We start from the raw sequence: 21,330 nt of genomic DNA, 5'->3' as shown, positions 1-21,330 counted from the left end.
GTTTTGGTTTAGGCGGCTTGAATGCCAGCGATTTGGTACCATGTTTGCATGGCTGTTTCTCGCAATTCGCGATGATGGGTGGATGGAATGTCGTGGCGGGGAACGTGAAAGAGGTTGGCAATCGGATCGTGGATGGAAACGAACCGTTGAAGGTGCCTCGCTGACTTGAAGCGCCTCATAATCCTTTCACGCCGTCGGACAGGCTGATGAGAATTCTCGGCCCGATTGTTCAGGCCCTTGTGCGAGCGATGTTCGATACCGGGCATGATATCACGCTTCGCCGCACCGTAGGATCGAAGCTTGTCGGTGATTATCACACGCGGCGCACGGCATTGCCCTTTCAGAAGCTTTCGCATCAAACGCTTTGCCGCCTTGGCATCGCGGCGGCTTTGCACCAGCACGTCGAGAACAAAACCGTCCTGATCGACGGCGCGCCAGAGCCAATGTTTCTTGCCGGCGATCGTGATGACAACCTCGTCGAAGTGCCATTTGTCACCGAGCCTGCCGGCTGAGCGCCTCCGAATGTCATTGGCGAAATGCCGGCCGAACTTCTCCGCCCAGAGCCTCACGGTTTGGTGAGAGACGATGAGGCCACGGGCAGCCAGCATATCCTCGACCATCCGCAGGCTCAGCGGAAACCGGAAATAGAGCCAAACGGCATGGGCAATCACCTCGGCTGGAAATCGATGGCGACGATAAAGAGGATCACGGGCAAATCTGGTCATGCCGTAAAAGCACATCTGGCGGGCCGAGATCATCCTGCTGAGTGGAGATGGCGTCGGAACTGTCGAGATCATGCGCCAGACCGGAAAATCGAAGAACTGCGTGTGGCGCTGGCAGGAGCGCTTCGCCACAGAAGGCGCCGAGCGTGTGGTGGCGCTGACGCTTGCCGATCCGCCGGGCGAGACGACGCACTGGACGGCCGACATGATGGCGAAGGCCGCTGGCATCAGCGCCAGCGCAGTCGGGCGCATCTGGAAAGCGCATGGCCTGGCACCTCACCGGTGGCGGCAGTTCAAATTGTCCAACGACCCGAAATTCATCGACAAGCTGCGAGACGTCGTCGGTCTCTATGTCAACTTACTGGCTGGATTGCGGCGCGGCGAAATAGACTTTCTGATCAGTGCGTTACGCAATCCCCAGCCCGTCGAAGACGTGGAACAGCGCCAGCTATTTACCGGCACACTGGTGTTGCTTGCAGGAAGGACCATCCGCTATCGCGGCAGCATCAAATTAGCCTCGAGGAACTCGCATCTTCCCTGGGTCGTGGCTCAAGCGGCACGCCCATTCGCAATCATTTTGACGCCCTGTTCGCCCGTCTCGGACTCATGCCCGAAAAGCATCGGTCGAATCCGAGTCGGTCATCCTCGTGCGCGAATTGCTGAACCGGACGGAGCATCTCGGCTGTATTTCGATGCTGCAAGCGGACGCCGAGATGGCAAGGGTGGTAGCCTTCCATCATCTTCGCGTCAGGACTTTCCTCGGGTGCGGCGCGATCCGGTTCTTCCAAAGGATAGGGAACTTATTGCTATGTCCAGCGTTAATTAATCACATTAATCTGCTCCGGAGGTTCTATGAGCAAGCCAAAGTTATGGATAACGGTCGCGGCGATTGCTGCGGTAGTCGCTACGTCGCCAGCTTTCGCCGACACGGTTATTATTACCCATGACAAGCCGGCAGAAAAAAAAGATCCACCGCCACCGCCACCGCCGGAATGCGGCATACCGCCGGCGCCACCTTGCCCGCCTACACCGCCGCCGCCGCCGCCGAAGAACTGACTGAAGGTGATCGAAGATAATTAAAAGTGCGGGCATCACTAGGCAGTGTGGACGGATTTGATCAAGATGAAGCCTGCGGCGATTGTGACGATGGAGGAAAAATTTTGGTGTTGTTACATTAACTTTGTCATGCCGGCAAAGCCTCTTGCACTGGAATTTTCAGGCGGTGCAAGCCGCGCTATTCCAGGCATCGAAGGCTTCGAGGCGATGGTAGCGAATTGTTTGTGCGGCTCGGCGGCAGGATGGAACTGAGAAGCAGTTGCGAGTAGCGGAGTGCATGGAAACGAACCGTTGCAATGCTCCCGGGGATCGGTGGCCCTGCATGGTTCGTTCCCGTTTTCGAAATGGCAGGTGGCTATTTTCGGCCCGATTGTTGAGGTCCTTGTGCGACCAATGGTCGACGCCGGGTGTGACGTCCGCCTTTGCTGCGCTGTAAGAGCGGAGCTTATCGGTGATGATCCGTTTGGGAACAAAGCCATAGCGCTTCATTAACGCCACGAGCAGGCGCTTGGCCGCTCTTTTGTCACGCCGCCTCTGCAAGATTTCTTCAAGAACAGTGCCATGCTGATCGACCGCACGCCAAAGCCAGAACGTCTCTCCGGCGCATTTCACAACGACTTCGTCCAGATGCCAAACATCGCCCGGCCGTGGCTGTCGTCGCCGCAAGTTGCGAGCGATCTGGGGTCCGAACTTGGCGATCCAACGCGAACCGTCTCATAAGAAACGTCGACACCACGCTCAAGAAACATTTCCTCAACTTCACGCAGGCTCAGATTGAACCGTAGATAAAGCCAAACTGCGTGAGCAACGATTTGTGGCGGAAAACGTTGACGTTTAAAACTGATAGCGGATGTTTGCATCGTCGAAATCTACGACCAACCCGAAACGTAGGCAATAGCGGGCCGGTTAATGTGACAACACCCAGCGCATTCCTGATCTCGACGGACGATGCCTCTATGGCTTCGGACCTGGCAAGCAATATGGAATTCTCCAAAATGTCATGGGCGATCGCATCGATGCCGACCTGATCCGAGCGCATTGGGACGATATTCTGCGCCTGATTACTTCGCTGCGCACGCGCACCGTCAGCGCCTCGCTCATGCTTAAAAGGCTGTCGGCGAAAACCAGCCAAAGCGGTTTCTCTCAGGCACTACGCCAGATGGGCCGGATCGAACGAACCCTATTCACCCTGGACTGGATCAATGACGAGGATCTGAGAAAGACGACAACGGCAGAGCTGAACAAAGGGGAAAGCCGCAACAGCCTCGTGCGTGCGGTCAATCTCCATCGCTTCGGTCGCTTCCGAGATCGCAGCCAGGAAAATCTTTCGATCCGGGCATCCGCTCTCAATCTGGTCGTCACAGCCATTATTCACTGGAACACAATCTATACCGGCCGTGTCATCGAGGCCTTGTATCGCGCCGGGCAGCATGTGCCCGATCATCTGCTGTCGAGCCTGTCACCGCTAACCTGGGAGCACGTAAATCTCACCGGTGATTACATATGGGAAGACAAGCCGGCGCTCGACGATTCGGGCTGCCGACCACTGCCGTTCTCGGTCTGATCCATCTACCGTATACCCGGCTCGATGAATGGCGTGGCGTGTTGCGCCAGACGGAGAACTTGCCGCCAGTGCTGCAGGCGATCATCGCCCTCGACGCCTGGAACGAGATTTTGGTCCTGCAACATGTCCCCTGGCTCGGCCGACTGCTTTGCGCCTCGATCTTACGGCAGGCCGGCATCGTGATCGAGAAACCCGGTTGCTTGCCATCACCCACGGCCTGATCGCAGCCGGCGAAATTGTTTTGAAAGAGCATGACCGGCTGACGCTGGCGAAGAAAATGATGGACCGAAAGCTGGACGGACGCCGGACGTCGTCAAAGCTGCCGGAGCTGGTCGAGCTGGTGATGGCAAAACCATTGGTGTCGGCCGGGATGGTGGCGAAGACACTGGACGTCACGCCGCAGGCGGCGCGGCGGATTGTTTTGGAACTGGGCTTGCGGGAGATGATCGGGAGGGGGAGGTTTCGGGCGTGGGGGATTTTATAAGCGAAATGGCTCGCAGTCCTATTGAGATTGAGCATCTACTTAATGCGAAATGTTTGCGTCAACGCGGAGGGCGGTCGGTCAAGCTTTAAGCCTGGTAGACTTCAATGGCGCTTTTCCCGCTTCCTTGTTTGTTCACGGCTATACGCGTGAGGATACGTTCCTTCATCGCCTCGACATGGCTGATGACACCGACCTGACGACCTTGTGACTGAAGGTTTTCCAGCGCATCTATCGCCAAAGTCCAGGCTGCCTGCATCGAGTGATCCAAACCCCTCGTCGATGAACAATGTCGATGCAAGGCCACCCTTGCCGCCCATTCGCGAGAGCGCGAGCGCAAGGGCGAGCGACACCAGAAAACGCTCGCCGCCCGAGAGACTGCGTGTCGCACAGGCTTCATCACCCATAACGCGATCTTCGACCTGTAGTGCGAGGTCAGCCGCGCGGCGCAAGCGGTAACGTGGATTAAGGTCTACTAGATGATGGTTGGCGTGATCAACCAACACGTCCAGCGTTATGGTATGCGCAACCCTGGCGAATTTGTCGCCGCTGCGAGAACCTGCCCCGTGGTCCACGGCTTCCCACACGTCCAGCTCTGATTGTGTCTGCTTGATTTCCTCTTCCAGCCCGGCAAGGGCGGCCCGCGCGGCAATATCGCGTTGGAGTTCGCTGTCGATTCCGCCGATGCGTTCGGCCCGCGTTCGTATGGCTGCTTCCAGTGCGGACAGTGCGCTTGTCAATGGCTCTGGCGGATCTTCCGGCAGGCCTGCCGCTTCCGCTTCGGCATGATCCTTGCGGCGCGAATCTAGCGCGGCGCGCGCTGAAATGACATCGTCGTCAAGCTTGCGAAGACGTTGACGCAGGGCGACAATCGTTGTCTCTTCGAGAGCAAATATTCGGTCCAAATCATCTTGGACCAAATCGGAAAGGACGAGTGCGTCCGCAAGCGTCGCTTCTGCAGTCTCAAGGGCACTGTAAAGTTAACCTGGCATCGATCAACATTTGGGATCTTGTGGCATGACAGATTTGCCCGTGATCCTCTTTATCGTCTCCATCGATTTACAGCCGAGGTGATTGCCCATGCCGTTTGGCTCTATTTCCGGTTTCCGCTGAGCCTGCGGATGGTCGAGGATATGCTGGCTGCCCGTGGCCTCATCGTCTCTCACCAAACCGTGAGGCTCTGGGCGGAGAAGTTCGGCCGGCATTTCGCCAATGACATTCGGAGGCGCTCAGCCGGCAGGCTCGGTGACAAATGGCACTTCGATGAGGTTGTCATCACGATCGCCGGCAAGAAACATTGGCTCTAGCGCGCCGTCGATCAGGACGGTTTTGTTCTCGACGTGCTGGTGCAAAGCCGCCGCGATGCCAAGGCGGCAAAGCGTTTGATGCGAAAGCTTCTGAAAGGGCAATGTCGTGCGCCGCGTGTGATAATCACCGACAAGCTTCGATCCTACGGTGCGGCGAAGCGTGATATCATGCCCGGTATCGAACATCGCTCGCACAAGGGCCTGAACAATCGGGCCGAGAATTCTCATCAGCCTGTCCGACGGCGTGAAAGGATTATGAGGCGCTTCAAGTCAGCGAGGCACCTTCAACGGTTCGTTTCCATCCACGATCCGATTGCCAACCTCTTTCACGTTCCCCGCCACGACATTCCATCCACCCATCATCGCGAATTGCGAGAAACAGCCATGCAAACATGGTACCAAATCGCTGGCATTCAAGCCGCCTAAACCAGAACCTCAACCCCAAATCATGACTGCGAAGCGCTAAGTTTACATTGCCGAGACGAGGTTTCAGGTATCGAAAAAAGTACGCTTAGTATAGAATTCTGAGAGTATTGCCAAAATCCGCAGAACCGCGCTGGACTTACAAATATAATAGACGGTATGTGCCTCCCGGCGGGTCGACACAAGACCAGCCTGTCGCAATTTGGCGAGATGCTGTGACAACGCCGATTGGCTCAAGCCAACAAGTTCACTGAGCGGGCCGACGGAAACCTCTCTTTCAGCCAGAATAATCAGAATGTTAATGCGGGCAGGGTTCGCCATCGCTTGCAGGAGCGCTGCGCTCGTTTCCACGAAGTCCGGCTGCTCTGCTAGGGAGATATTGTTCATCGTGTACCTCGTGGTGGCTTGGGTCCAGGCATATGCCAAAACCAGCAAGAAAGCGCCAAAATATTGACAAATCAGGACCTTGTTGTCAGTGCATACATTCTATCATGGATCGCTAATTCAGAAAGTTAAAATGTCCGCATGCATCATGGACGTGTCACAGCAGATTTGGCAGTGGTATCACTCGCGTTCAGGCTGGGTCGAAAGTACGTTCAGTGCTGACCTCAAATATTGGGCTGCAAGTTCATTGCCGCTTTCGTTAACAAGCGAAAGGACTGCACGGCAATATGCTTCCAAAGGGTTAAAGCCTACAGCAACGTGCGGCAGCGTGTCATCCATGACGGTACCAGAGACAATCGATGTGACGTTCTCTGTTGGAACTGTATCAGGTATGGCAATCGCTGCCGACCGTACTCTCATGTTCCGCTCAAGAGTGTCGTGAAAACTTCTTGCCCATTCCAGCACGATTTTTCGACTTCTTCCCCCAACATGTGCCCGACACCGAAGGGGTTGTGGATCACGCTGGAACGCCCTGCTACCACGGGGTGATTGACGGCCCTCGTTGTATTCGGCCGTACAGCGTCCTGGACCTGCCGCAGGTTGTCGATAAAAAGCGGTGCAATACCGCAAAAGTCCGCGAATCTAAATTTCCTGTGATTTTCGGACGATCTGCAGACGCGAGGTGCCTCACGCCCCTTTCCCCGCCGCATCTTCATTGTGATACTGGGAAGACACCGTACCCAAGGAAAATGTCTTTCCATGACCACCACAAACGAAATTGCTGACAAGATCGCATCCGAGCAGAGCCTAACAAGGGCGCAGGCCAAGACCATTGTCGAAAGCGTCTTTAAACATATCACTGATGCTGCTCTTGCCTGCGCGGAAACGTCGATTCCGTCGTTCGGCAAATTCAAAATCAAGGACACTCCGGAACGCCAAGGCCGCAATCCGGCCACGGGCGCAACGATCAAGATCGCCGCATCGAAGAAGCTGACCTTTACACCCGGCAAGGCCGTCAAGGATGCGCTGAACGCATGAGGCGAAAAGGCTGCCGGCGGCGGTACGATGTAAGCCTCCTAGAAAGGAGGCTCCGCGCTGACGTTGCGCCCTGCTCGGTCGTGATAACTGCAAGCTCGGCCAGCGCCAGACCGAGTTCAGCCCCGATTTGGGGGCGTTCGCACCTGGTTGCCGGTTCGCGTGCTTCCAGTCGCAGTTCCTCGATATGCTGTTCGATTGAAATCGTCATCTCTGTGAAACCGCGCCGAGGATGCCCCACTCTCGGTGCGATTTTGCAGACAAAGTCAGGCGCTTCCCATCTTTTCGAACGGGTCACCCTTCTGTGCTGTTTCACACCCTGTCGCATTGAAATAGAGAAATTTCTCCAGAACAACTCACGAGGCAAGCTTCACCTTAGAAGAGCCTTTCGTCTGTTGATGAGCACGCTCGGGTTGGTAAATCGTATTCTTACCATACCCCCTGCTTTCCGGACCAAGCTTTGCTGCCTCTGAACCCGGTTCGCGGATCCACTCGCGACGGTTGAGCTTGAAGCGTTTAACAAGCGCTTCAAGCCCCGCAGCGCCGGATGCCACAGCTTCGGCAATGGTGCCCATGCTGCTCACCATGCCAGCATTTTGTTGAGTCATCTGGTCAAGGGAGTTCACAGCTGAGTTGATCTCATTGAGACTGGTCGACTGCTCTGACGATGCCAACGCGATACCATCGATGTTTGCATCTATCGACTGCACATAGCCTTCGATGCTCTTAAGGGCATCGCCCGTTTCGCCTACCAGGCGCACACCGTCCTTCACCGCATTTGAAGAATTGCCGATAAGAACGGCGATTTCTTTGGCGGCTTTGGTTGACCGCTGAGCAAGCTCTCGTACCTCTTGTGCTACAACCGCAAAGCCCTTGCCGGCGTCACCAGCGCGCGCTGCTTCAACACCGGCGTTCAGGGCGAGAAGATTTGTTTGAAATGAGATCTGGTCGATCACGTCAATAATGTTTGTGATTTCCCTCGACGCAGCCTCGATTCGCCCCATCGCATTCACGGTAGAATTGACGATTTGAACCGATTTTGAGGCGGCGGACCGAGCGTCTCGAACCAGGTCTCTTGCCTCGGCTGTTCTCCCAACGGACTCACGAACAGTCACAGTAATTTCTTCCAGTGCAGCCGAGGTTTCTTCCAGTGCTGCTGCCTGCTGCTCCGAGCGTTGGGCAATGCCGTTTGCGCTCTCGCTCATGTCTCCACTTTTTGAAGAGAGCATGGTGGTCTGTGACAAAACCTCTTCCAGCGTCTCCTGGAATTTGGCGAGCGACTCGTTGAAGTCGTGGCGTAGATGTTCGAATTCTTCGACGAAGGGTTCGTCGATAGTAACACGTATATTGCAGTCTGAGAGGCGCTCGAGCCCCGATCCAATCTTTTGCAGCGCCAAGACGCGCCCGGATACATCGGTCGCAAATTTCACAACCTTGAAGACGTTGCCGTCCTCGTCCAAGATCGGGTTATAGGTTGCCTGTATATAGACTGGGCTACCATCTTTGCGGATGCGCTTGAACTCATCGCTATAGTATTCGCCTTTGGCAAGCCTCGTCCAGAATTCCGAATATTCGCGCGATGCCACGAAATCGGGTTCGCAGAATATTCCATGATGCTTGCCAACAATCTCCTCAAGCGTGTAACCGAGTGTCTCGAGGAAATTCTTATTGGCTGTCAGGATTTTTCCGTCGGGCATGAACTCGATAATCGCCTGGGCGCGCGAAAGCGCATCAAGCTTACCTTTACTCTCCAGGCTTTCGTGTTTTGAAGCGGTTATCTCAGTTGCAATTTTGACCACCTTGACCACCTTGCCACCGCGAATGACGGGGTTATAGGACGCCTCGATCCAGATTTCCTTTCCACCTTTGCCAATGCGCTTGTACTGACGCTGGTCGTACTCACCGTCAGCTAGTCGTTTCCAGAAGGCCTTGTATTCGGGCAACTGAGCCTCTTTTGGGTCAATGAACATGCGATGATTCTTGCCAACGATCTCTTCGCGGGTATAGCCGATAGCCTTGCAGAAATTCTCGTTGGCATCGAGGATCTTGCCATCCGGCGTAAAGGAAATGATCGCCTGAGAGCGATCGAATGCCTTCATGATATAAGCGAGATCGTTACCAAAAATCGATAGAAGTCGCATTCAATGCCTCATGAATGGCCGAATTAGTGATGCGCTTAAGTTAGCTATAGACACATTAACAACAGGTAATTTAATGCCCATTTTTTGCTGAATTGTATTTTGCCAAATTTATCTAAGGTTGCTGATGTGCTCTGGAGTACAAATGGCAATGTAAACTTAGCGCTTCGCAGTCATGATTTGGGGTTGAGGTTTTGGTTTAGGCGGCTTGAATGCCAGCGATTTGGTACCATGTTTGCATGGCTGTTTCTCGCAATTCGCGATGATGGGTGGATGGAATGTCGTGGCGGGGAACGTGAAAGAGGTTGGCAATCGGATCGTGGATGGAAACGAACCGTTGAAGGTGCCTCGCTGACTTGAAGCGCCTCATAATCCTTTCACGCCGTCGGACAGGCTGATGAGAATTCTCGGCCCGATTGTTCAGGCCCTTGTGCGAGCGATGTTCGATACCGGGCATGATATCACGCTTCGCCGCACCGTAGGATCGAAGCTTGTCGGTGATTATCACACGCGGCGCACGGCATTGCCCTTTCAGAAGCTTTCGCATCAAACGCTTTGCCGCCTTGGCATCGCGGCGGCTTTGCACCAGCACGTCGAGAACAAAACCGTCCTGATCGACGGCGCGCCAGAGCCAATGTTTCTTGCCGGCGATCGTGATGACAACCTCGTCGAAGTGCCATTTGTCACCGAGCCTGCCGGCTGAGCGCCTCCGAATGTCATTGGCGAAATGCCGGCCGAACTTCTCCGCCCAGAGCCTCACGGTTTGGTGAGAGACGATGAGGCCACGGGCAGCCAGCATATCCTCGACCATCCGCAGGCTCAGCGGAAACCGGAAATAGAGCCAAACGGCATGGGCAATCACCTCGGCTGGAAATCGATGGCGACGATAAAGAGGATCACGGGCAAATCTGGTCATGCCACAAGATCCCAAATGTTGATCGATGCCAGGTTAACTTTACAGTGCCACAGCGCCACATTCACGACCTAGAACTGCGGCAGGACCGCTACGAGGCAAGCCTTGCCGAGCGGCGTTATGCGGCATGCGATCCAGACAATCGCTTGATTGCTGCACAGCTAGAGAAGAATTGGGAAACGGCGCTCCGCCGCGTTCGTGATCTGGAAGTGCGCAAACCTGCAGATTGCCCCTCAACCATAGAAGTTGACCCAGGCAATTTCGTAAACCTCGCTGACAATCTGCAAGCGGCCTCGTCGACGCCCGATGTCACCATGCGCGTGCGCCAGCAACTGCTACGTACACTGATCGCCGACATTGTGGTCGATGTTGATGATGCGGTGCGCGACGTGGTGCTCACGATCCATTGGAAGGGCGGTCAGCACTCGGAGCTGAGAGTTCGCAAGCCTCAGAGCGGTGAACATGGGTGCGCCACAACGGAAGACGCCTTGGCGGTGATGCGGAGCATGGCTGGACGCTGGTCCGATGAACATATCGCCGCGTCGCTCAATCGAATGGGCATGCCGACCGGGCAAGGAAAAACCTGGACCGCGCACCGTGTCGCTTCGGTGAGGCGCGTACGCGCCATCCACGCATACAAATCAGCCGACAAAGACGGCGACTGGCTGACCATGACCGAGGCTGCGGCGGCTTTGGGCGTGACCAACCACCGGATACGACACTTGATCAAGAGGGTGTTGTCTGCCGAGCAGGTGGTTCCCGGCGCACCGTATCAAATCCGGGCCAGTGACCTCAATTCTGCGAACGTCCGAGCCGCGATAGTGCGAAAGGGTCGCCCGTGTCGCATTGCTGATGCGGAGACGATTCCAATGTTTACCGATACTTAGAGAAGGATTGCACAATGACTCAGGTCCGCCAAGGGGACTGATGGTCCGCTCGACGCTGTTGTCGATTTCGACCCGGCCATCGTCGATGTAGACGCTCAAGGCTGCCCATCGAGAGAGGGCATATCGCATTGCCTCGGCCAGCTTCTACTTCTGCGGCAACGTCGAAAGCGTAGCCTCAATCCAGCCCTTCAGGTCCGATAGAATGGGCTTGGCGTGATCCTTGCGCAGTTTGCGTCGCTCGTCGGCCGGCATGCCGCGGATGATGCAGGCGGCCTCGATGATCTGTTACCGTAGAGCTTCTTGTAGACCTGGTACACGGTCGCGGTGTGCCACCACTTGATATCGGGAACCGGATTGTCGGGAGCAACTACAGGCATTGCGGATCTCGCTGATTTGAGTCGGCTGGCGGAATGACGGACGGCAAGAGACGCCGCTTCGCCTATCGGGCAACGGGTGGAGCAAAGCCGAGGTTCCGGTGCGGGATCAGATGTCGCTTCTCTTGAGCAGGTAATCGAGCCCGCCGGCGCGGTACCAGCGATAACCGAATGGCTCGATCACCATGTTATGCCGGCCTTTCTCGTCCGCGCTGCTGTCGCTGCCGTCGGCGATGTCGATCAGGACGCGTCCACTCTCACCTACGCCGGGATCGAACGAGATATCGACTGGCTTGTCGTGGAGATTGTGGATGATGACGACGGCGTTGTGGCGCCAGTCGTAGCGCATCGCCAGGACACCGGTATCGCCGCAGTCCAGAACGCTGAAACTTCCCCATCCGATTTCAGGGGCTTCCTTTCGCATACGGATCATCCGCTCGGTCCAGTTCAGCATCGATTCCGCGTCCCGCCGCTGTGCCGCGACATTGACATGTTCGAACCCATAGGGACCTCCTTCGATGACGGGCAAGACGGGTTTTTCCGCCTTGGTGAAGCCGCCATGCGGCTCGGTCGACCATTGCATAGGCGTGCGGGCGCAGTTGCGCTCCTCCAATGCTAGGTCGTCTCCCATGCCGATCTCGTCACCATATCGCAGGACCGGGGTGCCCGGCAGCGAATACATCAGGCTATAAGCAAGCCTGAGACGCCTGGTATCGCCGCCCAGCATCGGCGCTAGGCGACGCCGTATCCCCCGATCATAGAGCTGCATGTCCTTGTCTGGACCGAAGGCGGAAAACACGGCTTGCCGCTGTTTTTCCGTCAGCCGGCCAAGATCGAGTTCGTCGTGGTTGCGCAGGAATATTCCCCATTGCCCCGTTTGCGGTCGCTCCCGGGTTTCGTTCATCGCCTTGTCAAGGGGCCGGGTATCGGCGCTAGCGAGCGCGTAGAACAGAGCCTGGTTGACGTGGAAATTGAACATCATCTGCATACGATCGCCGTCGTCGCCGAAATACTGCAGGTTCTCCTTGGGCACGACATTGGCCTCCGCAAGGATGATGCTGTCACCCTTGCGCCACTGCAGGAACTCGCGGAAACTGCGCAACAGATCGAACTGCGGCTTCGATTCCTTCACATCTGCACCCTTTTCGGCGATCACGAAGGGAACGGCGTCCATGCGAAAACCCGATACGCCGAGCTGTATCCAGAAACCCATGATCTTGAGGATTTCCGCCTGGACATGTGGATTGCTGGTGTTGAGATCCGGCTGGAATTTGAAGAAACGGTGAAAATAGTATTCGCCGGACTTTTCGTCCCGTGTCCATGTGGTCTTTTGTACACCAGGAAAGACCATGCCCTCGTCGGCATTTTCCGGCTTCTTCTCAGACCATACGTACCAGTCCCTGTATCGGGAATTCTTGTCGGCGCAGGCCTGTTTGAACCAGGGATGCTGATCGGACGTATGATTGACGACGAGGTCGATCAGCACCCGTATACCGCGTTGCTTTGCGCTATGGGTGAATTCGACGAAGTCGCCGAGGGTGCCGTATCTGGGATCGATGTTGTAATAGTCGGAGACATCGTAGCCATCATCGAGACCCGGAGAGGCCTGAAACGGCATCAGCCAGATGGCATTGACGCCCAGACCGGCCAGATAATCCAACCGCCGTTGCAGCCCCTGAAAATCGCCCACTCCATCGCCGTTGGCATCCATGAAGGTCTCGACGGACAGGCAGTAGACGACAGCGTTCTTGTACCAGAGGTCGTTGATCAAGCTGCTTTCCTTTCCGGTAATAAAGCCCAGGCGCTCAGCGCGACGATAATTCGTGCATGTCAGGTTTCGGATACGCGCAGTGCGGGGAGGACCTGACGTTTCATGAAATTGATAAAACCTATCTGGTCACGAGAGACGTTATGGATGAACATCTCCTCAAATCCGCAGTCTTTTGCCACGAAGATCAGCTCGAATAGCCTATCCGGACCCGTGACAAGCGGAATGACCTCATCGATGTCCTCGGGCTTGACGTGCCGCGTTGCCCTCTCGAAATCCTTGGGCATCGGAAGATCCGCCAAGGCAGCGGGCGGCAAAGTTGCGTTCCGCCATTCTTCAAAAGCTGCTGCTCTCGCCTGGGCCTCGGTTTGCGCCCAGGAAACTTGTACCTGCAATGCAAGCGGCTTGCCCTGCCCGCCACCATGGCGGTAAACGTCCCTCATCTCATCAAGCTTCTGCTTCGGTTTGTTGACCGTAACCAGTCCGTCGGACCATTCGCCCGCCCATTGTGCTGTCTCGTTGGACAATGCCGCGGCAAACAGGGCTGGTGGCGTAGCTGGCAGTGACCAGAGCCGCGCCTTGTCGACCGTAAACCAGCGATCATGCCGGTCCACCTCTTCGCCGCGCAGAAGGGCGCGGATAATCTCGGTGCCTGCGAGTAAGCGCGCATTGCGTTCTGCCTTTGCAGGCCATTTGCCGCCGACGACATGTTCGTTGAGAGCCTCCCCGCTCCCCATCGCGATCCAGCGCAATCGGCCGGGAAACATTTCGCTGATCGTTCCGACAAGATGTGCAAGGACCGTCGGGTGATAGCGCAAGCCGCCTGGGATCGCTAGACTGCCGAACGGGAGCGACGTTTTGGCCATGGCTGCACCAAGCCACGCCCAGTTGTTCCCGGAATTACCCTGACGGCTCAACCATGGGGCGATGTGATCAGAAGTCATGATGGCTTGAAAACCAGCATCCTGCGCAGCTTGCACATATGATAATAGATCGCTGGGCGCAAACTGCTCATGAGATGCATGGTATCCGATGATCATGCGCAGCTTCCTGTCATTCTCGCTCGACGTGGGTTTGGCCGATTCCATGGGGGTTACGAGCACCCGCGAGGCATCCACCAAAAACGAGAACGCGCTGCGTAGTTCGATGGTTCCCTGTCAACGGGGTGAGTGTGGCCTTGGGCCTGCTGAGCGAGATGTTTTTTTGCTGCCCAACCGCGATCCCACCGTGGGCCGCGGGCTTATACCAGCCTGCGTTGAGGCTGACTCAGGTTGTGGATTCCCAAAGCGATGAAAGTGTGAATCAATGGCGTCCTGCATCGAAAGGACGTGGCGATGGGACAAGCGATCGGCTTGCGGGAAGATTTTGACGGAGCGTCGCTCCGGCGACTGGCGCGATTATCAAAGAGCGCGCCGCAGGCCCGGCGACTGCTGGCCCTGGCGCAGATCTACGAGGGGAGCAGCAGGAGCGAGGCCGCAAGGATTGGCGGGGTGACCCTTCAGATCGTGCGGGACTGGGTGATCCGGTTCAATGCCCGTGGCCCCGACGGTCTTCTGGACGGCAAGGCGCCGGGCAAGCCGTCGATCCTCAACGATGCCCAGCGTCGTGCGCTGGTCGAGGCGGTCGAGCGCGGGCCGATCCCGGCGATCCATGGTGTCGTGCGTTGGCGGTTGATCGACCTTGTGTATTTGCTGCACGAGGAGTTCGCGGTGTCGCTCGACGAAACCACCGTGAGCCGCGAGTTGAAAAAGCTGGGCTATGTGAAGCTGACCGCGCGACCACGTCATCATGCGCAGAACGAGCTGGCCATGGAGACATTCAAAAAGGGGGCTTTGCTGCCGAAGTGGCAAAGGTCCGGACAAGCCTCCCGAAGGGCACGTCCATAGAAGTCTGGTTCCAAGACGAGGCCCGCGTCGGTCAGAAGAACACCATCACACGGCGCTGGGCCAGACGCGGAACACGACCCTCGGCGCCCAAGGACCAGCGCACGAAATCGGCCTACATCTTCGGAGCCATCTGCCCCGAACAGGGCAAGGGTGCCGGGCTGATCCTGCCCTTTTGCAACACAGAAACGATGTCGCTACATCTCGCTGAGATCGCGCTCGCCGTAGCGCCGGGCGCGCACGCCGTGGTGTTGATGGACCAGGCCGGATGGCACATGACCGACAAGCTCGAGGTCCCCGACAACATCAGCATCATCGCGCTACCCGCCAAGTGTCCCGAGCTGAACCCGGTCGAGAACGTTTGGCAATTCATGCGCGATAACTGGCTTTCCAATCGCGTTTTTACCTCCCACGACAATATTCTCGACCACTGCTGCGAGGCTTGGAACAAGCTGGTCGATCAGCCTTGGCGCATCATGACCATCGGCCGCCGAAAATGGGCTCGTCAGTTCTGATCAATGCAGGTTGGTATTAATCGGTAGTTACCCAATCGTGAGCCGAATAACCGTATCGTCTATCAACTCAGCGCGTTACTGCGCCTAACGACCTTGTATAGAGATAAGCGACTTGAAGAGATCAGAACCGTCGACATGTTATCTACTGACCTAAGAGAGCGGGCATCTCGGCAGCTTCGGAAGGCACCGGTAGAGTTGGGTGTAGCTTCCACATTCGTTGAATGACGCTAACAATTGGGATCTTGCTACCCCTTCCGATGAATGCACAGCTTTTGCTAGACGAGAGGTGGAACAAACGCCGCACGGACAACATTTGCATTGCAAATCAACCGTGAGACGCCGATGCCCGATAATCTCTCGAAATACCGCGAGAAACGCGACTTCAAGAAAACCGCCGAGCCCAGCGGTGAAGTCGGGGTGAAGTCATCGAACCGCCGTCGCTTCGTCATCCAGAAGCACGACGCTACACGGCTCCATTACGATCTTCGGATCGAGATGGATGGTGTTTTCAAATCCTGGGCGGTCACCAAAGGTCCATCACTCGATCCACATGACAAGAGATTGGCGGTCGAGGTCGAAGATCACCCGCTCGACTATGGCGACTTCGAAGGCACCATCCCCAAGGGTCAATACGGTGGCGGAACCGTCATGCTCTGGGACCGGGGATATTGGGAACCCGAGGGAAACAAAACGGCGGAACAAGCCCTGGCCAAGGGCGATTTCAAATTCACGCTCGAAGGCGAGCGCCTGCACGGTAGTTTTGTGCTCGTCCGGATGCGCGGACGCGAGGGCGAGAAGCGCACCAATTGGCTCCTGATTAAGCACCACGACGACCATGCGGTTGAGGAGAACGGCGCAGCCATCCTGGAGGAGAACGACACCTCCGTTGCGTCCGGTCGCACGATGGAGGCGATCGCGTCGGGAAAGGGCCGCAAGCCGAAACCTTTCATGACGCAGGGCTCCGTCGTCGAGGCTGATGCTGTCTGGGATAGCACCGAGGGCCTGGCCGCCGACGAGCGAAAGGCCGGAACGAAGACGAAGGCAAAGCCGACCAAGAAAGCCGCCGCTGCTGCAAAGCAGCCGAACACCGGTATGCCGGAATTCGTGCCACCGCAGCTTTGCGAAACGTTCTCCCGCCCGCCTTCTGCCGAGGGATGGATCCACGAAGTCAAGTTCGATGGCTACCGGATCCAGATGCGGGTGGTGGATGGCAATGTCACCCTGAAAACCCGCAAAGGCCTGGACTGGACTGCGAAATGGCCCGCTATCGCCAAGGCTGCCTCGTCACTTCCCGATTGTATTATCGACGGAGAGATCTGCGCTCTCGACAATCATGGTGCGCCGGACTTCGCCGCCCTTCAGGCAGCACTTTCGGAAGAAAAGACCGATGACCTCGTCTTCTTCGGTTTCGATCTGCTATTCGAAGGTGAGGAAGATCTCCGCGAAGCTCCGCTCACCGAGCGCAAAGAACGATTGTCGGCAATGCTGTCCGATGCGGGTGACGATCCGCGTCTGAGGTTCGTCGAGCATTTCGAGACAGGCGGAGACGCCGTGCTGAAGTCGGCGTGCCGACTTTCGCTGGAAGGCATCGTGTCGAAAAAGGGCGATGCACCATACCAATCCGGCCGGAGTGACACCTGGACGAAATCCAAGTGCCGGGCCGGGCACGAGGTGGTCATCGGAGCCTATGCCACGACCAACGGTGCCTTCCGATCGCTGCTGGTCGGTGTCTATCGGGGCGACCATTTCGTCTATGTCGGACGGGTGGGAACGGGCTATGGAGCGAAGGTCGTCGACCAGATCCTACCGAAGCTTCAAGCGTTGGAAGCGTCGAAATCGCCGTTCACCGGAATAGGCGCCCCAAAAAAAGCCGCCGAGATCGTATGGCTGAAGCCGGAACTGGTAGCCGAGATCGAATTCGCCGGCTGGACGGCTGATGGGCAAGTGCGCCAGGCTGCGTTCAAGGGGCTGCGAGAGGATAAGCCCGCAAAAGAAGTCGAGGCCGAGAAGCCGGCAGAACCTGCCGAAGTCGATACGCCCGACCCGGAAACTGCTCGCAAGCCGGCCCCGACGCCGACGACATCTTCCCGTCTTCGCAAGGGTGCAAAGGTCGACGTCATGGGCGTCCTGGTCTCCAGCCCGGACAAGGAGTTGTGGCCTGACGCACTTGATGGCGAACCCGTAACGAAAGTGGACCTCGCTCACTATTATGAGGCAGTCGGGCCTTGGCTCATCGATCATATCAAGGGCCGGCCGTGCTCAATCATTCGCACGCCTGACGGTATTGGCGGGGAGCAGTTCTTCCAAAGGCATGCGATGCAGGGGACATCAAACCTGATCGAACAGGTGAAAGTCTCAGGCGACAAGCAGCCGTACCTCCAGATCGGCCGCGTCGAGGGTTTGGCCGCGATCGCACAGATCGGCGGCGCCGAGCTACATCCGTGGAACTGCGAACCCTATCAGCCTGAAGTCCCCGGTCGTCTCGTCTTCGATCTGGACCCAGGCCCGGATGTCGACTTCGCGACAGTGGTAGAAGGTGCACGAGAAATCAGGGATCGGCTTGAAGAGCTGGGTCTGGTCAGCTTCTGCAAGACGACGGGCGGCAAAGGGCTCCATGTTGTAACGCCGCTCGCTGTTCCGAAGGGCAAGAAGCTGAGCTGGGACGAAGGCAAGGCTTTCGCGCACGACGTGTGTCTGCAGATGGCCCGCGACAATCCCGAGCTTTACCTGACCAAGATGTCCAAGGCGCAGCGTGAAGGCCGTATCTTCCTGGATTATCTGAGAAACGACCGCACCTCGACGGCGGTGGCTCCCCTGTCGCCCCGTGCCCGGCCGGGAGCAACCGTCTCGATGCCCTTGAACTGGGCTCAAGTAAAAAAAGGTCTCGATCCGAAGCGGTTCACAATTCGCACGGTGCCTGGACTTCTGAAGGATAATACGGCGTGGCAGGACTATTGCGATGGTCAAAGGCCGCTAGAGCAGGCGATCAAGCGCTTGGAGAAACTTATGAGGCGGGCTGCGTGACCATACATTGCCCGCTTCAAGAAGCCATTAGGTGGCGTCGCCGCCGCTCAAGATAGGCAGAGATCATCCGGCTTTGCGGGATTTGAGTTCTTTGGCAACCGACTTTTTCAAGGCATCCATGATGTTGACGACGTTGCTCTTTTCCTCGTCGTCGCCCTTTGTGGATTTCGAAGCCTTCGCTTTGCTCGGTTTCTTTGCCTTCTTCTTATCGGCGATGAGCTTCAGCAAGCTTTCTTGAATAGGATCGGACACCATCTCCGGTGACCAGTCCTGCATGCGCTTTTTGATAACTGCCTCGACGGCCGACACGCCCTTTGCATCCGACTTTTTCTCGATGCCGGTAAAATACTCGCTTTCCGGCCGGACTTCATCGCCAAAGCGTAGCGTCCAGACGACGATGCCTTCGCCGCGTGGTTCAAGCACAACCGCCCGCTCGCGGCGACCCAGGACAACGCGAGATACGCCGACGACGTCCTCGGCCTCCATGGCTTGTCGGATGACCGCAAAAGCCTCGTCGCCGATCTTGTCGTTAGCCGTAAGATAGAAGGGCGTTTCCAAGTAAACCCATTCGATGCTTCCGCGTGGGATGAATTTCTCGATATCGATCGTGCGGACCGTCTCCAGCTCGACGGACTCCAGGTCCTCGTCTGTCAGAAGTACGTAGTCGTTCTCGCCACGCTCGTAGCCCTTGGCCTCTTGCTCGTCCTTCACGGGTTTTCCGGTGACGCTGTCGACATAGTGCGAGACGACACGATTGCCTGTGTCCTTATTGAGCGTGTGGAAGCGAACCTTTTCCGATTCAGAGGTCGCCGGGGTCATGGCCACAGGGCAAGTGACGAGCGAAAGCTTGAGGTAACCTCTCCAATAGGGACGACGCGGTGCCATCGATCAGCTCGCTTTCTTAGCTGCGGGTTTTGCCCGGCTCTTGGTGGACTTTGAAGCAGGCGCTTTCTTGCCCGCGTTGGCGTTGGCGGCCTTCGGTTTCTTCGCCGACGGCTTACCCATGCCAGCACTCTCCTGCAGCGCCTTCAGGAGATCGTTGGGTTTGGAGACCTTGACGGGCTTCGGCTTCGGAAGGGCCTTGCCTTCGGCCTTTGCCTTTACCAGGGCGGCCAGTGCGTCTTCATAGCGGTCATCGAACTTGGCCGGGTCGAAGTCACCCTTCTTTGTTCCGATAATATGCTTGGCCAGTTCAAGCATTTCGGCTTCGACCTTGATCTTCGCAACATCCTTGAATGCCTCCTGGGAGGATCGGACCTCGTAGTCAAAGTTGAGGGTCGTCGCGATAATGCCTTTACCATGCGCCCGGATCAGGACGGTTCGCATCCGGCGGAAGAGGACCGTCCGCGCAATTGCCGTGGCACTGGTCTTGACCAAGGCATCCCGAATGCTGGTGAAAGCGTCATGATCCGCATCATCGACCGGGACGAGGTAGTAGGGCTTGTCGAAATAGACGTCATCGATTTTTCCGCAGGGGATAAAGGCTTCGGCCTCCAGCATCTTGTCGGAGTCCGGCACGACTGCCGCGACTTCTTCCGGGTCGATCATGATATAATCACCGTTGCCGGTCTCAAAGCCCTTCACCTGTTGATCGCGTTCTACTGTCTCCTCGGTCTCGCTGTCGATGAATTCGCGCCTCAAACGGTTTCCCGTCGCCTCGTTGATCATGTGGAAGCTGAGCCGCTCTGATGTGGACGCTGCGGTGTAAAGCCCGACGGCACAGCTCAGTTCGCCGACCTTCAAGTGACCCTTCCACTGAGCCCGATGCGCTGCCATCTGTGTCCCTCCAAGTCCTTGCGCGCATAAACGGTAGCACGGCGGCTTTGTTCCGGACAATGCTTTCACCAAGTGGGCGCTCAAGCCAAAATTACGTGAGCAAGGCCACTTAGCAATCGGACCCGGTCGGCAAAAATCGTTTCGTAAGATTTTGCCGCTCCTCGGCGACGGCGTCCGCATATTGCTCAAGGCTGGCGAGGTCGAATTCCAGGAGGCCCTCTATGATCTCCATCTGGCGAAGACGGGAAAGGGCACGGCGCCTTTCGGGTGCCGGATCGTCCGAAGTCGGAATTCTCATCGCCACGTCTCCAGTATGCCACCGGATGATCCAAACAGAGGGTCTGTATCCGGCAGTGGCAATGACGAGATTGCCTCTTGCATTTCGGGTGAGGCCGCTTCTGTCTGGATGTCGGCGTGCTGACCCGGCGGATAAGCGCCGACGACCTGGAAATCAGGCGACGACTCCAGTTTGCGATGGCCTGTTCCCGCAGGGAGGATAAGACAGTCGCCCGTCGCGACTTCGAACGCCTTGCCGGTCGGACCGCCTATCAGGAGCGTGGCGTTGCCGCGCCCGACCCCGAGCACCTCATGAGCGCCGGAGTGATAGTGCTGATAATCGAAAACGCCGTTGCGCCAGATGCCGGTCCATCCATTCCGTGCGAAGGTATGTTCGAAGTCGGAAGACTGGCAATCCAGCATGGCGGCTCGATAGACCAGAACTGGAAACCGTTGGTTATTCGGTACCCAGTCGCTTCGTGGGAAAAGCACTTTCTCGACATTCATCTGGGATAACCTACGCTGGGCGCCGATGTCACTTGGAGGCTGGCTCGTCACTCTCATCGTTCAAGGACGGGAGGAAAGTCTCGACATCACGTTTTTCCCGGTCCGGCAAGGTTGCGATACGTTCGTTCCAGAATGCAGCCGCTTCCGCTGTATCGCCATCCCAGTCGCGTGATGATCCGACATTGTCGTCGATCACAGCCACTCGGCGGCCTCCGAGGGCCCGATACGGCACTGTGTCGGATTGGAAAGGAAGTATCGAAGACAAGGTTTTCAAACTGATCGGGCTGTTGACCTTCC

16 protein-coding genes and 7 pseudogenes are annotated in these 21,330 nt (G+C 56.8%); 9 read left to right on the top strand and 14 right to left on the bottom strand.

The window, feature by feature from the left end:
- Positions 1-8: 8 nt before the first annotated feature.
- The gene (locus tag AVI_RS24625) at positions 9-725 is read right to left on the bottom strand and encodes an IS6 family transposase (protein WP_012648935.1); all 717 of its coding nucleotides are present in this window, start codon (positions 723-725) and stop codon (positions 9-11) included.
- Positions 726-732: 7 nt separating this feature from the next.
- On the opposite strand from AVI_RS24625, the pseudogene AVI_RS29965 reads away from it, so the two are divergent.
- Together AVI_RS29965 and AVI_RS31270 are read left to right on the top strand one after the other, a co-directional pair.
- Positions 733-1,080 (top strand): annotated as a pseudogene (locus AVI_RS29965) (helix-turn-helix domain-containing protein); the annotation flags it as partial.
- A gap of 755 nt (positions 1,081-1,835) precedes the next feature.
- The gene (locus tag AVI_RS31270; RefSeq protein ID WP_162292250.1) at positions 1,836-2,030 is read left to right on the top strand and encodes a hypothetical protein; all 195 of its coding nucleotides are present in this window, start codon (positions 1,836-1,838) and stop codon (positions 2,028-2,030) included.
- On the opposite strand, the pseudogene AVI_RS29955 reads toward AVI_RS31270, so the two are convergent.
- A pseudogene (locus tag AVI_RS29955) lies at positions 1,938-2,638 on the bottom strand (IS6 family transposase). The gene AVI_RS31270 and the pseudogene AVI_RS29955 overlap by 93 nt on opposite strands.
- A gap of 65 nt (positions 2,639-2,703) precedes the next feature.
- On the opposite strand from AVI_RS29955, the pseudogene AVI_RS24605 reads away from it, so the two are divergent.
- Together AVI_RS24605 and AVI_RS24600 are read left to right on the top strand one after the other, a co-directional pair.
- Positions 2,704-3,342, top strand: a pseudogene (locus AVI_RS24605) (Tn3 family transposase); the annotation flags it as partial.
- Positions 3,343-3,359: 17 nt separating this feature from the next.
- Positions 3,360-3,826 (top strand): annotated as a pseudogene (locus AVI_RS24600) (DUF1612 domain-containing protein); the annotation flags it as partial.
- A 101-nt stretch (positions 3,827-3,927) separates the two neighbouring features.
- On the opposite strand, the gene AVI_RS24595 reads toward AVI_RS24600, so the two are convergent.
- Positions 3,928-4,728 (bottom strand): SbcC/MukB-like Walker B domain-containing protein, encoded by an 801-nt coding sequence (locus AVI_RS24595; RefSeq protein WP_012648932.1) that lies wholly within the window; start codon positions 4,726-4,728, stop codon positions 3,928-3,930.
- Positions 4,729-4,833: 105 nt separating this feature from the next.
- Here AVI_RS24595 and AVI_RS24590 point away from each other — a divergent pair.
- A pseudogene (locus AVI_RS24590) lies at positions 4,834-5,556 on the top strand (IS6 family transposase).
- Between the two features lie 63 nt (positions 5,557-5,619).
- Here AVI_RS24590 and AVI_RS24585 read toward each other — a convergent pair.
- On the bottom strand, positions 5,620-5,940 hold the full coding sequence (locus AVI_RS24585; protein WP_012648931.1) for an ArsR/SmtB family transcription factor: 321 nt from the start codon (positions 5,938-5,940) through the stop codon (positions 5,620-5,622).
- Positions 5,941-6,696: 756 nt separating this feature from the next.
- Here AVI_RS24585 and AVI_RS24580 point away from each other — a divergent pair.
- Positions 6,697-6,975: an HU family DNA-binding protein gene (locus AVI_RS24580; protein WP_012648930.1), complete on the top strand. Its 279-nt coding sequence runs from the start codon at positions 6,697-6,699 to the stop codon at positions 6,973-6,975.
- Positions 6,976-7,328: 353 nt separating this feature from the next.
- Here AVI_RS24580 and AVI_RS24575 read toward each other — a convergent pair whose 3' ends face one another.
- Both AVI_RS24575 and AVI_RS24570 read right to left on the bottom strand, forming a co-directional pair.
- Positions 7,329-9,113 carry a methyl-accepting chemotaxis protein gene (locus AVI_RS24575; RefSeq protein WP_012648929.1) on the bottom strand — a complete coding sequence of 595 codons (1,785 nt, stop codon included), beginning with the start codon at positions 9,111-9,113 and terminating at the stop codon, positions 7,329-7,331.
- A gap of 196 nt (positions 9,114-9,309) precedes the next feature.
- A complete protein-coding gene (locus tag AVI_RS24570; protein ID WP_012648935.1) occupies positions 9,310-10,026 on the bottom strand; it encodes an IS6 family transposase in 717 nt (238 codons plus the stop codon).
- 50 nt (positions 10,027-10,076) lie between these two features.
- On the opposite strand from AVI_RS24570, the pseudogene AVI_RS24565 reads away from it, so the two are divergent.
- Positions 10,077-10,910, top strand: a pseudogene (locus AVI_RS24565) (recombinase family protein); the annotation flags it as partial.
- A 27-nt stretch (positions 10,911-10,937) separates the two neighbouring features.
- Here the strand turns inward: AVI_RS24565 and AVI_RS29950 are convergent.
- From AVI_RS29950 to AVI_RS24555, 3 genes and pseudogenes are all read right to left on the bottom strand, one after another.
- Positions 10,938-11,171 (bottom strand): annotated as a pseudogene (locus AVI_RS29950) (IS66 family transposase); the annotation flags it as partial.
- A gap of 222 nt (positions 11,172-11,393) precedes the next feature.
- Complete coding sequence (locus AVI_RS24560) at positions 11,394-13,055, bottom strand: alpha-amylase family protein (RefSeq protein WP_012648927.1); 1,662 nt, start codon at positions 13,053-13,055, stop codon at positions 11,394-11,396.
- Between the two features lie 59 nt (positions 13,056-13,114).
- Positions 13,115-14,092, bottom strand: coding sequence for a TIGR03885 family FMN-dependent LLM class oxidoreductase (locus tag AVI_RS24555; protein WP_012648926.1), 978 nt, complete (start codon positions 14,090-14,092; stop codon positions 13,115-13,117).
- Positions 14,093-14,386: 294 nt separating this feature from the next.
- Between AVI_RS24555 and AVI_RS29940 the strand changes: the two genes are divergently transcribed.
- A protein-coding gene (locus tag AVI_RS29940) for an IS630 family transposase (RefSeq protein WP_174083776.1) occupies positions 14,387-15,450 on the top strand; the annotation gives its coding sequence in 2 pieces (ribosomal slippage) (positions 14,387-14,878 and positions 14,881-15,450; 1,062 coding nt in all).
- A gap of 342 nt (positions 15,451-15,792) precedes the next feature.
- A complete protein-coding gene (gene ligD / locus AVI_RS24540; RefSeq protein WP_012648924.1) occupies positions 15,793-18,474 on the top strand; it encodes a DNA ligase D in 2,682 nt (893 codons plus the stop codon).
- A gap of 63 nt (positions 18,475-18,537) precedes the next feature.
- On the opposite strand, the gene ku (AVI_RS24535) is transcribed toward ligD, so the two are convergent.
- From ku (AVI_RS24535) to AVI_RS24515, 5 genes are all read right to left on the bottom strand, one after another.
- Positions 18,538-19,359, bottom strand: a complete 822-nt coding sequence (gene ku, locus AVI_RS24535; protein ID WP_012648923.1) for a non-homologous end joining protein Ku — start codon at positions 19,357-19,359, stop codon at positions 18,538-18,540.
- Between the two features lie 3 nt (positions 19,360-19,362).
- Positions 19,363-20,250, bottom strand: coding sequence for a non-homologous end joining protein Ku (gene ku / locus AVI_RS24530; protein WP_012648922.1), 888 nt, complete (start codon positions 20,248-20,250; stop codon positions 19,363-19,365).
- A 109-nt stretch (positions 20,251-20,359) separates the two neighbouring features.
- The gene (locus AVI_RS24525) at positions 20,360-20,548 is read right to left on the bottom strand and encodes a hypothetical protein (protein WP_041699447.1); all 189 of its coding nucleotides are present in this window, start codon (positions 20,546-20,548) and stop codon (positions 20,360-20,362) included.
- On the bottom strand, positions 20,545-21,033 hold the full coding sequence (locus AVI_RS24520; RefSeq protein ID WP_012648921.1) for a hypothetical protein: 489 nt from the start codon (positions 21,031-21,033) through the stop codon (positions 20,545-20,547). Before AVI_RS24520 ends, AVI_RS24525 begins: the two co-directional genes overlap by 4 nt.
- A 28-nt stretch (positions 21,034-21,061) precedes the next feature.
- Complete coding sequence (locus AVI_RS24515; protein WP_234618235.1) at positions 21,062-21,235, bottom strand: hypothetical protein; 174 nt, start codon at positions 21,233-21,235, stop codon at positions 21,062-21,064.
- Positions 21,236-21,330: the final 95 nt, after the last annotated feature.

Source organism: Allorhizobium ampelinum S4, from assembly GCF_000016285.1.
In the GTDB taxonomy this organism is placed as follows: Bacteria; Pseudomonadota; Alphaproteobacteria; order Rhizobiales; family Rhizobiaceae; genus Allorhizobium; species Allorhizobium ampelinum.
The sequence above is the reverse complement of the archived record's forward strand: the minus strand, read 5'-3'. Positions and strand labels throughout refer to the sequence as shown.

Excerpts from the sequence above, each read along its gene's own strand:
- AVI_RS24625 (WP_012648935.1), bottom strand. The coding sequence starts at position 725 with ATGACCAGATTTGCCCGTGATCCTCTTTATCGTCGCCATCGATTTCCA.
- AVI_RS24585 (WP_012648931.1), bottom strand. The coding sequence starts at position 5,940 with ATGAACAATATCTCCCTAGCAGAGCAGCCGGACTTCGTGGAAACGAGC.
- AVI_RS24580 (WP_012648930.1), top strand. The coding sequence starts at position 6,697 with ATGACCACCACAAACGAAATTGCTGACAAGATCGCATCCGAGCAGAGC.
- AVI_RS24575 (WP_012648929.1), bottom strand. The coding sequence starts at position 9,113 with ATGCGACTTCTATCGATTTTTGGTAACGATCTCGCTTATATCATGAAG.
- AVI_RS24570 (WP_012648935.1), bottom strand. The coding sequence starts at position 10,026 with ATGACCAGATTTGCCCGTGATCCTCTTTATCGTCGCCATCGATTTCCA.
- AVI_RS24555 (WP_012648926.1), bottom strand. The coding sequence starts at position 14,092 with ATGATCATCGGATACCATGCATCTCATGAGCAGTTTGCGCCCAGCGAT.
- ligD (WP_012648924.1), top strand. The coding sequence starts at position 15,793 with ATGCCCGATAATCTCTCGAAATACCGCGAGAAACGCGACTTCAAGAAA.
- ku (WP_012648923.1), bottom strand. The coding sequence starts at position 19,359 with ATGGCACCGCGTCGTCCCTATTGGAGAGGTTACCTCAAGCTTTCGCTC.
- ku (WP_012648922.1), bottom strand. The coding sequence starts at position 20,250 with ATGGCAGCGCATCGGGCTCAGTGGAAGGGTCACTTGAAGGTCGGCGAA.
- AVI_RS24525 (WP_041699447.1), bottom strand. The coding sequence starts at position 20,548 with ATGAGAATTCCGACTTCGGACGATCCGGCACCCGAAAGGCGCCGTGCC.
- AVI_RS24520 (WP_012648921.1), bottom strand. The coding sequence starts at position 21,033 with ATGAATGTCGAGAAAGTGCTTTTCCCACGAAGCGACTGGGTACCGAAT.